Consider the following 13,587-nt stretch of genomic DNA (forward strand, 5'->3'; position numbering starts at 1 on the left):
GAAATGGACGCAGTGATCGACGAACCGCGAATGTCCGGCACCCGCCAGTGGCGGGGCGTCATCGAGGAGTACCGCGACCGGCTGCCGGTCACCGCGGGGACTCCGGTGGTGACGCTCCGGGAGGGCGGGACCCCGCTGGTGCCCGCCCAGGTGCTCTCCGCGCGCACCGGGTGCGACGTCCACCTGAAGGTGGAGGGCGCCAACCCCACCGGGTCCTTCAAGGACCGCGGCATGACGATGGCGATCTCCGTGGCGAAGGAGTCCGGCGCCCAGGCCGTCATCTGCGCCTCGACCGGCAACACGTCGGCCTCCGCGGCCGCTTACGCGGTACGGGCCGGGCTGACCTGCGCCGTGCTGGTGCCGCAGGGCAAGATCGCGCTGGGCAAGATGGGCCAGGCGCTCGTGCACGGCGCGCGCATCCTCCAGGTCGACGGCAACTTCGACGACTGCCTGACGCTGGCCCGCGCGCTCAGCGAGCAGTACCCGGTGGCGCTGGTGAACTCCGTCAACCCGGTGCGGATCGAGGGTCAGAAGACCGCCGCCTTCGAGGTCGTGGACGCGCTCGGGGACGCCCCCGACATCCATGTCCTGCCCGTCGGCAACGCCGGGAACATCACCTCGTACTGGAAGGGCTACCGCGAGTACCACGACGCCTCCTCCCCGCAGGGGGCTCTCGCCACGCACACCCCCCGGATGTGGGGCTACCAGGCGGCGGGCGCGGCGCCGATCGTGCACGGCGAGCCGGTGAAGGACCCGAGCACGCTGGCCACCGCCATCCGCATCGGCAACCCCGCCTCGTGGGAGCTGGCCGAGCGGGCGCGCGACGAGTCCGGCGGGCACATCGAGGCGGTCACGGACCGGCAGATCCTGCGGGCGTACAAGCTGCTGGCCGCCCAGGAGGGCGTGTTCGTCGAGCCGGCCTCGGCGGCGAGCGTCGCGGGGCTGCTGCAGGCGGCCGAGCAGGGCCGGGTCGACCCGGGACAGCGGATCGTCTGCACGGTCACCGGCAACGGCCTGAAGGACCCCGACTGGGCGGTCGCCGGTGCCCCGCAGCCCGTCGCCGTGCCGGTCGACGCGGACCGGGCGGCGGAGCGGCTGGGGCTGGCCTGACCGGGGCGCCCCGCGGCCCGCGTACCGGCCGGCATACCCGCGTACGGCACGGGCGCACCGGCGTACGGCACCGGCGGCAGCCCGTCCGGCCTGGGCGGACGTGCGTACGGCCGGGGCCGGGGGCGCGCGCCGTACGGGCTCTTCCGCCGCGCGCCGGGGACGTGCGCGGGCCGCGCATCGAGCGCCTCCTGTGCGCCCTATGTCGCAGGGGAACCCACCTTCGATAAGCTGGCGTTGAGCCCGCCGGTCGAGTGTCCCGGGCACCCCCTTCCGTATGCCGTCCGCACCGCCCGTCCGCGCGCGCACGCCATGCCGCGGGGGCACCGGTCGGGCAGAGTCGTAACCGAGCTGATTTCCCCCACCGCCCGGGAGACCGGGTGAGAGTCACAAGGAGAGTCACGCAAGCGATGGCCGGTCCAGCCTTCCGCGCCGCGCCCGTACGCGTCCGCGTACCGGCGACCAGCGCCAACCTCGGCCCCGGCTTCGACACGTTCGGCCTCGCCCTCGGGCTGTACGACGACGTGGTCGTCCGGGTCGCCGAGTCCGGGCTCCACGTCGACATCGCCGGCGAGGGCGCGGAGAACCTGCCGCGGGACGAGTCCCACCTGCTCGTACGGGCCATGCGCAGCGCCTTCGAGGCGCTGGGCGGCCAGCCGCGCGGCCTCGAGGTGGTGTGCGCCAACCGCATTCCGCACGGCCGCGGGCTCGGTTCCTCGGCCGCGGCGATCTGCGCCGGCATCATCGCGGCGCGGGCGGTGACGATAGGCGGTGCCGAGCGTTCCGGCGTCCTGGACGCCCCCGAGCGGGCGGCGCTGCTGGAGCTGGCGACGGAGCTGGAGGGCCACCCGGACAACGTCGCGGCCTGTCTGCTCGGCGGGTTCACCCTGGCCTGGACGGACGACGGCACGGGCGGCGCGGGCACGGCCCCCGGGGACGCCCCCGCGGCGGTACGGGCCATCCGGCTGGAGCCCGCCGGGGGCGTGGTCCCGGTGGTCTTCGTGCCCGGCAACCCGCTCTCCACCGCGGAGGCCCGCGGCCTGCTGCCCCGTACGGTGCCGCACGCGGACGCGGCGCTCACCGCCGCCCGCGCGGCGCTCTTCGTCGAGGCCCTGACCAGGCGCCCCGAACTGCTGCTCACCGCCACCGAGGACCGGCTCCACCAGGACTACCGGGCGCCCGCGATGCCGGAGAGTACGGCGCTGGTGGCGCGGCTGCGCGCGGACGGCGTGCCCGCGGTGATCTCCGGCGCGGGGCCGACGGTGCTGGCGTTCGCCGAGGACGGCGCGGCCGAGAAGGTCGCCCGTTCGGCGGGCGAGGGCTGGGCCGCCAACCGGCTGGCCCTCGACCGGGAGGGGGCGAGCGTGCTGCCGCTGGCCTGACGGGCCGCGGCGGCCGGGCCACGCGCCGTACGCGGGCACATTGCGCAGGTCAGCGGGCCCGCGCGGACGGCCCGCGCACGGTGACCCGCACCACTGGCCGCACAACACGGAACCGGCCTCCCGGCACCGGGAGAGGGGGAATGTCTGCAGGATCCGATAGTGTTAACCTCAAGGCAGCACCAGCGCACTTCAGTCGTAGGTTCCACGCGGCCGTGCTGTGTGCTGGGGTCTCTCCGGGCCGCAGGGCCCGGGGGCAGGTCCCACAAGGGGAATTCCCCGCCGGGGCAGCCTTTCTTCCGGGAGCCTTCCACATTGCCTGAGCAGCCTGCCGGTGCAGTGACGCTCCCGAATCGGCACCGCTGTCGTGCGTGACACCCACCCGAGTGCCTCGCGCCATCAGCATGCCGACCCTGCACAGTCTTCACCGCCGTACGGCGGACCACCGCACCGACGCGGACCCGCGGACGCAAACGCACGGGCCGCAGCCGGAGAGCACGACCGGTCGCCGAGCCAGACAGGCCGACGCACCGCTCCAGGGAAGGACCCTTCGTGAGCGACACCACCGATCTGATGGGCGTCAACGCAGAGAACGCCGCCAGCCCAGCTTCTGGGGGTGCCTCCCAGCAGGAGACTGGGGGAGCTCCCGCAACCACCGCCGGTTCGACCAGGCGCCGTCGCGGCGCCGGCCTGGAGGGCATGGTCCTGGCGGAGCTCCAGCAGATCGCATCCGGCCTCGGGATCCGGGGCACCGCTCGGATGCGCAAGAGCCAGCTCATCGAGGTGATCAAGGAGAGGCAGGGCGCCGACGGCGGCAAGCCCGCCGAGGCCAAGGCGGAGAAGGCCGCCGACAAGGCGGGCAAGGACGCGCAGGCCGACGGCGGCGCGGCGCGGCCGAAGCGCCGGGCCACCTCCCGGGCCCGTACCGACGCGGCCGAGCAGGCCGAGGGCGACGGCCGCGGCGACGACGGCGACTCGCGGATCGACATTCCCGGCCAGCCCGTCAAGATGCAGGACGCCGGTGCCGAGCAGAACGGCGGCGAGAAGGCCGACAAGGCGGAGAAGGCCGACAAGGCCGACAAGGCGGAGAAGGCCGAGAAGGCCGACAAGGCTGCCGAGAAGACCGGCGACGCCAAGCAGTCCGGCGACGGCGGCCGGCAGAAGGGCGACCGCCAGGGCGGCGGCGACCGGCAGGGCGGCGGGCGCCGCGACCGGCAGAACCGCCGCAACAAGGGCGACGACGGCGGCGGCCAGGGCGGTGGCGGCGGCCAGCAGAACCAGGGCGGCGGCCGGCAGCAGCAACAGCAGCAGGACGACGACTTCGACGGCGGCAGGCGCGGCCGCAGGGGCCGCTACCGCGACCGCCGCGGGCGCCGGGGCGGCCGCGAGGACTACAGCGAGCCGCAGATCGCCGAGGACGACGTCCTGATCCCGGTCGCGGGCATCCTCGACATCCTCGACAACTACGCCTTCGTCCGCACCTCCGGCTACCTGCCGGGCCCCAACGACGTGTACGTCTCGCTGGCCCAGGTGCGCAAGAACGGTCTGCGCAAGGGCGACCACGTCACGGGCGCGGTGCGCCAGCCGCGCGACGGCGAGCGCCGGGAGAAGTTCAACGCGCTCGTCCGGCTCGACTCGGTGAACGGCCAGGGTCCCGAGCAGAGCCGTGGCCGGGCGGAGTTCGGCAAGCTCACGCCGCTCTACCCGCAGGACAGGCTCCGCCTGGAGAGCGACCCGGGTGCGCTGACGCCGCGGATCATCGACCTGGTCTCGCCCATCGGCAAGGGGCAGCGCGGACTGATCGTGGCGCCGCCGAAGACCGGCAAGACGATGATCCTGCAGTCGATCGCCAACGCGATCACCACGAACAACCCCGAGTGCCACCTCATGGTCGTCCTCGTCGACGAGCGGCCCGAGGAGGTCACCGACATGCAGCGGTCGGTGAAGGGCGAGGTCATCTCCTCGACCTTCGACCGCCCGGCGGAGGACCACACCACGGTCGCCGAGCTCTCCATCGAGCGGGCCAAGCGGCTCGTCGAGCTGGGCCACGACGTCGTCGTGCTCCTCGACTCGATCACCCGGCTCGGCCGCGCGTACAACCTGGCGGCGCCCGCCTCCGGCCGCATCCTCTCCGGCGGTGTGGACTCCACGGCGCTCTACCCGCCGAAGAAGTTCTTCGGCGCCGCGCGCAACATCGAGGACGGCGGCTCGCTGACCATCCTGGCCACCGCGCTGGTCGAGACCGGCTCGCGGATGGACGAGGTGATCTTCGAGGAGTTCAAGGGCACCGGCAACATGGAGCTGCGGCTCGACCGCAAGCTCTCGGACAAGCGCATCTTCCCCGCGGTCGACGTGGACGCCTCCGGCACCCGCAAGGAGGAGATCCTGATGGGCAGCGACGAGCTGGCCATCGTCTGGAAGCTCCGCCGGGTGCTGCACGCGCTGGACCAGCAGCAGGCCATGGAGCTGCTGCTGGACAAGATGAAGCAGACCAAGAGCAACGCGGAGTTCCTGCTCCAGATCCAGAAGACCACGCCCACGCCCAACGGCGACTGACGCGCAACCCGGCGCCGGTCCCACGCGAACCGGTGCAGGTCGGACGGTTTTCGTAGGCAAAAGCCTCCCCTTGGAACGAGGGGAGGCTTTTGCGCGTTCAGCAGTACGTGTGTAACCCTTTTAGGTGATCCCTGTCGGGGAATGTGGGGAAAAGTTCGGATATACCCGCGACAAACCAGGGACCTGAGCGGCTGAGGTGAGGAGCCGATGACGGAACCGTACGACGACGGGGATCCCGGCCACCGGCCGCGCGGCCGCCGCCGCAAGGCGGTCCTCGTGGCGGTCTGGACGCTCGTCGGGGTGATGGTCCTCGGCGGGGCCGGTTTCACGTACCTCTACTTCCGTCTCAACGGCAATCTGACCAGCGTCGACCTCGACGCCAAGCTCGGCGGCGACCGGCCGGAGGACCTGCCGAACGGCTCCACGGACATCCTCGTCCTCGGCTCCGACTCCCGGGCCGGCGACAACGCGAAATACGGCCGCGACGGCGGCGGCGCCCGCTCCGACACCGCGATGATCGTGCACGTCTACGAGGACCGGAAGCGCGCCAGCGTCGTCAGCATCCCCCGCGACACCCTCGTCGACCGCCCCGAGTGCAGCCGCGACGACGGGGACACCGCCCCCGCCGCGAAGCGCGCGATGTTCAACGAGTCGTATTCCGTCGGCGGCCCGGCCTGCACGGTCAAGACCGTGGAGAAGATGACCGGCGTGCGCATGGACCACTTCGTCGAGGTCGACTTCAGCGGCTTCAAGCGGCTCATCGACCAGCTCGGCGGCGTGGAGATCACCACCCGCCAGGACATCGACGACCCCGACAGCCACCTCGACCTCAAGGCCGGCACGCACACCCTGGACGGCGAGGAGGCGCTCGGCCTGGTCCGTACCCGCAAGGGCGTCGGCGACGGCAGCGACCTGGGCCGGATAGAGCTGCAGCAGGTGTTCGTCAAGGCGCTGGTGCAGCAGGTCGGCCAGGTCGACCTGCTGACCAGCCCCGGGAAGCTCATCGGGCTCGCCGACACCGCCACCAAGTCGATCACCACGGACGACGGTCTCGGCACGGTGAACAAGCTGCGCCGGCTGGCCGAGAGCCTGGGCGACATAGGCCCGAACGACATGCGGATGGCCACCCTGCCGGTGACGGCCGACAAGCAGGACAGCAACCGCGTGGTGCCGAAGGAGAAGGAGGCCGCGCAGGTCTGGAAGGCGCTGCGGGAGGACCGGCCGATACCGAAGTCCGCGCTGAAGGGGGACGCGGGCGGGCAGGGGGAACGCGACGTGGTCGCCGCCCCGCCGGCCCCCGGCGACGGCCTGGAGGAGGTCGCGCCCGGCGGCGGTGCACAGGCGGCGGCGGACTGACCCCGGAGCGTGAGCGCCCCCGGGACCCGCCCCCGCCGGCTCGGTACCGCGACCCGGCGGCCGCCGGGTCGCCGCCGCCCGCGGCGTCCGGCGTGGAATAAAGCGGGCCCGGGACCCGTTTTGGCGAGCACGACCGGTCCTCGTAGACTGGTACGTCGGCCCCGGTTCACGTGACGCATCCCGCCGATCGACCCGGAGCCCTCCCGAACCTAGGAGAATCCCTTGAAGCGCGACATCCACCCGGAGTACGTGGAGACCACGGTGAGCTGTACCTGTGGTAACTCCTTCACCACCCGGAGCACCGTCACCTCCGGCACCATCCGCGCGGACATCTGCTCCGCGTGCCACCCGTTCTACACGGGCAAGCAGAAGATCCTCGACACCGGTGGCCGCGTGGCCCGCTTCGAGGCCCGCTTCGGCAAGCAGGCCGCGGCGAAGAAGTAGCCCGTCCGCGTGCGCCGGGCCGGCCGCCCCGAAGAGGGGCGGACCGGGCCGGCGCACGTTTTTCGTCCCGCCCGGCCGGCACTTCTCCTCCCGCCCGGCCGCCCGCGCCTGGTCCTGCTACTTCCCCCTACGGAGCGCCCCACGATGTTCGAGGTCGTCAAGGATCTCATCGGCGAGCACGCCACCCTCGAGCGGCAGCTCGCCGACCCCGGCGTGCACGCCGACCAGCGCCGCGCCACCCGGCTCAACAAGCGCTACGCCGAGCTGACCCCGATCATCGCCGCCTACCGCGCCTGGGAGCGGGCCGGCGAGGACGCCGCCGCCGCCCGGGAGCTGGCCGCGGAGGACCCGGACTTCGCCGCCGAGGCCAAGAGCCTGGAGCGGGAGCGCGAGGAGCTCACCGAGCGGCTGCGGCTGCTGCTCGTACCGCGCGATCCCAGTGACGACAAGAACGTCATCCTGGAGGTCAAGGCGGGCGAGGGCGGCGAGGAGTCGGCGCTCTTCGCCGGCGACCTGCTGCGGATGTACCTGCGCTACGCCGAGCGGCAGGGCTGGAAGACGGAGCTGCTGGACGCCAACGAGTCCGACCTCGGCGGCTACAAGGACGTCTCCGTCTCGGTGAAGCTCAAGGGCGGCGCCGGTCAGAGGGCCGCCGAGCCCGGCCAGGGCGTGTGGGCGCGGCTGAAGTACGAGGGCGGCGTGCACCGCGTGCAGCGGGTCCCGGCCACCGAGTCGCAGGGCCGTATCCACACCTCCGCCGCGGGCGTGCTGGTGCTGCCCGAGGCCGAGGACGTCGACGAGGTCGAGATCGGCCCCAACGACCTCCGCATCGACGTCTACCGCTCCTCGGGCCCCGGCGGGCAGTCCGTCAACACGACGGACTCCGCGGTACGCATCACGCACCTGCCCACCGGCATCGTGGTCTCCTGCCAGAACGAGAAGAGCCAGCTTCAGAACAGGGAGCAGGCGATGCGTATCCTGCGGGCGAGGCTGCTCGCCGAGGCGCAGGAGGAGGCGGAGAAGGAGGCGGCGGACGCGCGCCGCAGCCAGGTGCGTACCGTGGACCGGTCGGAGCGCATCCGCACGTACAACTTCCCGGAGAACCGCATCTCCGACCACCGGGTCGGGTTCAAGGCGTACAACCTGGACCAGGTGCTCGACGGGGAGCTGGACGCGGTGATCCAGGCATGCGTGGACGCGGACGCCGCGGCCAAGCTCGCGGACGCGGGCTGAGCACCGCACGGGATACGGCCGAGGGACCGGAGGGAACGTGAACCTGCTGCTCGTCGAAGTGGCCCAGGCCACGCGGCGGCTCGCCGACGCCGGCGTGCCCTCCCCGCGGTTCGACGCGGAGGAGCTGGCGGCGTACGTGCACGGCGTGCCCCGCGGCGAGTTGCACCGCGTCGCCGACGCCGACTTCGACGCCCGCTACTGGGAGGCCGTCGCCCGCCGCGAGGCCCGCGAGCCGCTGCAGCACATCACCGGCGTCGCCTACTTCCGCTATCTGGAACTCCAGGTCGGCCCCGGCGTCTTCGTGCCCCGCCCGGAGACCGAGTCTGTGGTGGACTGGGCCATAGCGGCCGTCCGCGCCATGGACGTCGTCGAGCCGCTCATCGTCGACCTGTGCACCGGCTCCGGCGCCATCGCGCTGGCCATGGCGCAGGAGGTGCCGCGGGCCGCCGTGCACGCGGTCGAGCTGGAGGAGACGGCGCTCAACTGGGCGCGCAAGAACGCCGCGCACAACGACGGCGGCGCCCGCGTCGTGCTGCACCATGGAGACGCGCGCACCGCGCTGCCGGAGCTGAACGGCCAGGTCGACCTGGTCATCAGCAATCCGCCCTACATCCCGCTGACCGAGTGGGAGCATGTCGCCCCGGAAGCCCGCGACCACGACCCGCAGGCCGCGCTCTTCTCGGGCGAGGACGGCCTCGACCTCATCCGCGGTCTGGAGGTCGCGGCCCGGCGGCTGCTGCGCCCCGGCGGGGTGCTGGTCGTCGAGCACGCCGACACCCAGGGCGGCCAGGTGCCGTGGCTCTTCACCGAGGAACGCGGCTGGGCGGACGCCGCCGACCACCCCGACCTCAACAACCGGCCTCGATTCGCGACCGCCCGCAGGGTCCGTACCTGAGAAGGAGATTGACATGGCACGGCGCTACGACTGCAGCGATGCGGCCGATCGCAGGACCGGGCTGCGCGAGGCCGCGTCCGCAGTCCGCCGCGGCGAGCTGGTCGTCCTGCCCACCGACACGGTCTACGGCATCGGCGCCGACGCCTTCGCCGGCGAGGCGGTGGCGGCGCTGCTGGACGCCAAGGGCCGCGGGCGCAGCATGCCCACCCCGGTGCTCATCGGCTCGCCGAACACGCTGCACGGGCTCGTCAAGGACCTCAGTGAGGAGGCGTGGGAGCTGATCGACGCCTTCTGGCCGGGCGCGCTGACCGTCGTCGCCAAGCACCAGCCGTCGCTCACCTGGGACCTGGGCGAGACCCGCGGCACGGTGGCGGTGCGGATGCCGCTGCACCCGGTGGCGCTCGAACTGCTCAAGGAGGTCGGCCCGATGGCCGTCTCCAGCGCCAACCTCACCGGCCACCCCGCCCCCCAGGACTGCGACGCCGCCCAGGAGATGCTGGGCGAGTCGGTCTCGGTCTATCTCGACGGCGGCCCGACGCCGGCCGCGGTGCCGTCCTCGATCGTGGACATCACCGGCCGCACGCCGGTGCTGCTGCGCGAGGGCGCGGTGACCGCGGAGCAACTGCGCGAGGTCGCAGGCGGGCTCGAGGTCGCCAGTTGACCGCGCCCGAAGGGCGCACGGGGGACATACAGGGATTCCGGATCCTCCACGTCAGCACCGGCAACGTCTGCCGCTCGCCGATCACCGAGCGGCTGACGCGGCATGCCCTCGACGTGCGCCTCGGCCCGCGGCCCGCGGCGGGCATCGCGGTGGAGAGCGCGGGCACCTGGGGGCACGAGGGGGCGCCGATGGAGGCGCACGCGGCGACGGTGCTGCGGGAGTCGGGGGCGGACCCGGACGGGTTCGCGGCCCGGGAGCTGCGCGACGAGCACGTGATCCGGGCGGATCTGGTGCTCACCGCGACCCGGGACCACCGGGCGCAGGTGATCTCCATGGGCCACTCCGCGGGGCTGCGCACGTTCACGCTCAAGGAGTTCGCCCGGCTGGTACGGGCCATAGATTCCGCCACGCTGCCGCCGGCCCGCGAGGGCCCCGTGGCGCGCGCGCACGCGCTGGTCCAGGCCGCGGCGGCGCTGCGCGGCTGGCTGCTGGCGCCCAGCCCGGCGGCGGACGAGGTGTACGACCCGTACGGGGCGCCCGTGCCGTACTTCCGGCGCATCGGCGAGGAGATCGGCCAGGCGCTGGACCCGGTGGTGACGGCGCTCACAGGGGTGCCGGCGGCCGCCTGACGATGGCCGGATGCAACCGGTCGGGCGTCTGAGGGGTCTCTTTCTTCAGGGCCCGGACGGGCCCTGCGTCCGTACCCGGAGAACGGAGGGCCGGGAGCGGGCTAGTGTGTGTGGCTGAACGGAACAGCGAAACCTCTGGGGCAGCTTGTGCGTGAATACCTGCTGACGCTGTGCATCGCAGCCGCTGTCACGTATCTGCTGACCGGCCCGGTGCGGAAGTTCGCGATCGCGGCCGGCGCGATGCCGGAAATCCGGGACCGTGACGTGCACAGCGAGCCGACGCCGAGGCTCGGCGGCATCGCCATGTTCGGCGGGATGTGCGCCGCGCTGCTCGTCGCGTCGCAGTTGCAGGCATTCGAGCGGGTCTTCGAGCTCAACGAGCCGAAGGCGCTGCTCTCCGGCGCCGCGCTGATCTGGCTGATCGGCGTCCTCGACGACAAGTGGGGCGTGGACGCCCTGCTCAAGCTCGGCGCGCAGATGATCGCCGCGGGCGTCATGGTGCTGCAGGGCCTGACGATCCTGTGGATCCCGGTCCCGGGCGTGGGCACGGTCGTGCTGACGCCGATGCAGGGCACGCTGCTGACCGTCGCCCTCGTCGTCATCTCGATCAACGCCGTCAACTTCGTGGACGGCCTCGACGGGCTGGCCGCCGGCATGGTCGGCATCGCCTCGGCGGCGTTCTTCATCTACGCGTACCGCATCTGGTTCGGCTACGGGATCGAGGCCGCCGCCCCCGCCGCGCTCTTCTCCGCCGTGCTGCTGGGCATGTGCGTCGGCTTCCTGCCGCACAACGTGCACCCGGCGCGGATCTTCATGGGCGACTCGGGATCGATGCTGCTGGGCCTGGTGCTGGCCGCCGGGGCGATCTCCATCACCGGGCAGGTGGATCCGGACGCACTGAAGGTCTTCGCGGGCAGCGAGAAGGAGGCCGTGCGCTCGACGGTGCCGGTGTTCATCCCGCTGGTGCTGCCGCTGACGATCCTGGCGATCCCGATGCTGGACCTGGTGCTGGCCGTCGTACGGCGCACCTGGCGCGGCCAGTCGCCGTTCGCGGCCGACCGGGGGCACCTGCACCACCGGCTGCTGGAGATGGGCCACTCGCACATGCGGGCCGTGCTGCTCATGTACTTCTGGTCGGCGCTGGTCGCGTTCGGGATGGTGGCGTTCTCGGTGCAGGCCGACAACGTCTGGGTGGTGCTGGGCGCGGTCGGGCTGAGCGCCGCGGGGCTCGTGCTGTTGCTGATGCCGCGGTTCGCCCCGAAGACGCCGTCCTGGGCCAACAGGCTCGTACCGCCGCGCTACCGCCGCCCCGGGGACGCCGGTGACGCGCCAGGCGGCGAGGGCCCCGGCGGCGACCCGGCGCCGGCCGGCGGCACCGCGGTCAACGGGGCAAACGCAACAAGCACGGCAAGCGCAGCAGACGCTGCAAGCGGGGCGAACGGTGCGCAGGGGGCGCCCGGTTCACAGGGGCACGAGCTCATCCCCGCGGGCATCAGCGGTTCCACGGCCGTGGGGGAGCGCTCGCGCTGGCGCCGGACCGGACATTGACGCCGTAGCAGGCATATCTCCAGGTGAGCGGAGCGACGTGGCCGACATAGCCCTTTCGTGTGACGGGCAGCACACTTCCTGAGTAAAGCTCGGGTCAAGATGCTTGTGATACCGTTCACGAGAACCCGGTGCAGAGCCGAAGGACCGTAGTGCGACGGTTCTCTGGCGCGATGCCCCTCGACGCGGTGCACCCGCACCGGGGGACATGCTCGTCACCGTCGACCAGTTGCTCCCGACTCCCGCCGGAGACTCCTCATATGCAGGTCAACGACGCCCGGATCCTCCGTGGCGCCGCGATTCCGACCGCCCTCGCCGGCGTCGTCGCAGTGGTCATCAGCTCACTCGCGGCCGGTGTGAAGGGCGGTGTGGGAGCCGCCGCAGCCACCGTGGTGGTCCTTGCCTTCTTCTGTCTCGGCCTCTTCGCACTCCAGCACTTCTCGCGCAAGAACCCCGAGCTCTTCCTCGGGATCGCGCTGATCACCTACACCTCCCAGGTGCTGCTGCTCGCCGTCGTCATGGGCCTGTTCAAGGACACGACGCTCTTCAACACCAAGGCGTTCGGCTTCACGGTGCTCGCCGCGGCCCTGGTGTTCACCGCGGCCATGGGCCGTACCCACTTCCGGCTGAAGTTGCCGTACGTGGAGCCGGAGCGAGAAACCGGAGCGGGTGAACAGCGCTCCGGTACAGCCACCGAGGCCGGGCGATGACACCCGCCGGCCGAGCAGTGATCCGCGACTGCTATGGTCCCCCTGCCGCGCCGGTGCGCGCGTGCGCCGTGGGCCCCTGGGCCGCACCGCACCCCGCCGGCCGTATCCCGTCCTGTCACGTACCGCTCTCCAGCGGTGCACAACACCGACACATTGAGGTTGCCGTAGCCATGCGTCACGCCGAAGGAGCTCGCCGGTGAGTGCTGCTGATACGACGCTCGCTTTCGACGCGAGTTGCAAGATCTTCGTTGAAGGTGGTTGCGGCTTCCAGTCCCCCGGCCTGCACTCGTTCGTCTTCAAGCCGATGTTCACGATCGGCAGCTTCGAGTTCAACAAGCCGATCCTGCTGGCGCTGGTGACGACGCTGGTGCTCTGCGTCTTCTTCTGGAAGGCGTTCGCGAGCCCCAAGGTCGTCCCGGGCAAGCTGCAGATGGTCGCCGAGTCCGGCTACGACTTCGTCCGCCGCGGCATCGCGTACGAGACCATCGGCAAGAAGGAAGGCGAGAAGTGGGTGCCGCTGCTGGTCTCCCTCTTCTTCTTCATCTGGCTGATGAACCTCTGGTCGATCGTCCCGCTCGCCCAGTTCCCGGTGACCTCGATCATCGCCTTCCCGGCCGCCCTGGCGGGCGTGGTCTACGTGACCTGGATGACCCTGACCTTCAAGCGGCACGGCTTCGTTGGCGGGTTCAAGAACCTCACCGGCTACGACAAGTCGCTGGGCGGTGTGCTGCCGCTGGTCATGCTCATCGAGTTCTTCTCCAACGTGCTCGTGCGGCCCTTCACGCACGCGGTGCGGCTCTTCGCGAACATGTTCGCCGGCCACCTGCTGCTCGTGATGTTCACCATCGCCACCTGGTTCTTCATGAACAGCTGGGGCTTCGCCTACGCGCCCGTGGCCTTCGTGATGGTCATGGTGATGATCGCCTTCGAGCTCTTCATCCAGGCCGTCCAGGCGTACGTGTTCGTCGTGCTGACCGCCAGCTACATCTCGGGCGCACTCGAAGAGGCGCACTGAGCCACCGCACCACCCGCACCACCCCGATTCGTCCGGTGGCCAACCCCCACCGGCCCG

Annotated in this window: 12 protein-coding genes; all 12 read left to right on the forward strand. The window is 71.8% G+C overall.

Going from position 1 to position 13,587, the window contains the following annotated elements:
- Window positions 1-30: 30 nt before the first annotated feature.
- The 12 genes from thrC (at window position 31) to atpB (ending at window position 13,530) form a co-directional block, all read left to right on the forward strand.
- Entirely contained in the window at window positions 31-1,110 is a 1,080-nt protein-coding gene (gene thrC / locus FB457_RS25785) for a threonine synthase (protein WP_047018137.1), read from the forward strand.
- A 407-nt stretch (window positions 1,111-1,517) separates the two neighbouring features.
- Window positions 1,518-2,489, forward strand: coding sequence for a homoserine kinase (thrB, locus tag FB457_RS25790; RefSeq protein WP_047018139.1), 972 nt, complete (start codon window positions 1,518-1,520; stop codon window positions 2,487-2,489).
- A 549-nt stretch (window positions 2,490-3,038) separates the two neighbouring features.
- The gene (rho, locus tag FB457_RS25795; RefSeq protein ID WP_047018140.1) at window positions 3,039-5,042 is read left to right on the forward strand and encodes a transcription termination factor Rho; all 2,004 of its coding nucleotides are present in this window, start codon (window positions 3,039-3,041) and stop codon (window positions 5,040-5,042) included.
- Between the two features lie 207 nt (window positions 5,043-5,249).
- Window positions 5,250-6,398: an LCP family protein gene (locus FB457_RS25800; RefSeq protein ID WP_047018141.1), complete on the forward strand. Its 1,149-nt coding sequence runs from the start codon at window positions 5,250-5,252 to the stop codon at window positions 6,396-6,398.
- A gap of 222 nt (window positions 6,399-6,620) precedes the next feature.
- Window positions 6,621-6,842: a 50S ribosomal protein L31 gene (rpmE, locus tag FB457_RS25805; RefSeq protein WP_047018142.1), complete on the forward strand. Its 222-nt coding sequence runs from the start codon at window positions 6,621-6,623 to the stop codon at window positions 6,840-6,842.
- 144 nt (window positions 6,843-6,986) lie between these two features.
- On the forward strand, window positions 6,987-8,075 hold the full coding sequence (gene prfA, locus FB457_RS25810) for a peptide chain release factor 1 (RefSeq protein ID WP_047018143.1): 1,089 nt from the start codon (window positions 6,987-6,989) through the stop codon (window positions 8,073-8,075).
- A 37-nt stretch (window positions 8,076-8,112) separates the two neighbouring features.
- The gene (prmC, locus tag FB457_RS25815; protein WP_047018144.1) at window positions 8,113-8,970 is read left to right on the forward strand and encodes a peptide chain release factor N(5)-glutamine methyltransferase; all 858 of its coding nucleotides are present in this window, start codon (window positions 8,113-8,115) and stop codon (window positions 8,968-8,970) included.
- A 13-nt stretch (window positions 8,971-8,983) separates the two neighbouring features.
- Window positions 8,984-9,631 (forward strand): L-threonylcarbamoyladenylate synthase, encoded by a 648-nt coding sequence (locus tag FB457_RS25820; protein ID WP_047018145.1) that lies wholly within the window; start codon window positions 8,984-8,986, stop codon window positions 9,629-9,631.
- Window positions 9,628-10,260, forward strand: coding sequence for an arsenate reductase/protein-tyrosine-phosphatase family protein (locus tag FB457_RS25825; RefSeq protein ID WP_047018146.1), 633 nt, complete (start codon window positions 9,628-9,630; stop codon window positions 10,258-10,260). Before FB457_RS25820 ends, FB457_RS25825 begins: the two co-directional genes overlap by 4 nt.
- A 147-nt stretch (window positions 10,261-10,407) precedes the next feature.
- Window positions 10,408-11,808, forward strand: coding sequence for an MraY family glycosyltransferase (locus FB457_RS25830; RefSeq protein WP_047018147.1), 1,401 nt, complete (start codon window positions 10,408-10,410; stop codon window positions 11,806-11,808).
- Window positions 11,809-12,065: 257 nt separating this feature from the next.
- Complete coding sequence (locus FB457_RS25835) at window positions 12,066-12,515, forward strand: Cg1360 family ATP-synthase-associated protein (RefSeq protein ID WP_047018148.1); 450 nt, start codon at window positions 12,066-12,068, stop codon at window positions 12,513-12,515.
- A 196-nt stretch (window positions 12,516-12,711) separates the two neighbouring features.
- Complete coding sequence (gene atpB, locus FB457_RS25840) at window positions 12,712-13,530, forward strand: F0F1 ATP synthase subunit A (protein ID WP_047018149.1); 819 nt, start codon at window positions 12,712-12,714, stop codon at window positions 13,528-13,530.
- Window positions 13,531-13,587: the final 57 nt, after the last annotated feature.

Source organism: Streptomyces sp. CNZ287 (assembly GCF_007827615.1).

What these genes read in the sequence shown, in the direction of transcription:
- thrB (WP_047018139.1), top strand. Translation starts at nt 1,518, where the DNA reads ATGGCCGGTCCAGCCTTCCGCGCCGCGCCCGTACGCGTCCGCGTACCG.
- prfA (WP_047018143.1), top strand. Translation starts at nt 6,987, where the DNA reads ATGTTCGAGGTCGTCAAGGATCTCATCGGCGAGCACGCCACCCTCGAG.
- FB457_RS25820 (WP_047018145.1), top strand. Translation starts at nt 8,984, where the DNA reads ATGGCACGGCGCTACGACTGCAGCGATGCGGCCGATCGCAGGACCGGG.
- FB457_RS25800 (WP_047018141.1), top strand. Translation starts at nt 5,250, where the DNA reads ATGACGGAACCGTACGACGACGGGGATCCCGGCCACCGGCCGCGCGGC.
- thrC (WP_047018137.1), top strand. Translation starts at nt 31, where the DNA reads ATGTCCGGCACCCGCCAGTGGCGGGGCGTCATCGAGGAGTACCGCGAC.
- FB457_RS25835 (WP_047018148.1), top strand. Translation starts at nt 12,066, where the DNA reads ATGCAGGTCAACGACGCCCGGATCCTCCGTGGCGCCGCGATTCCGACC.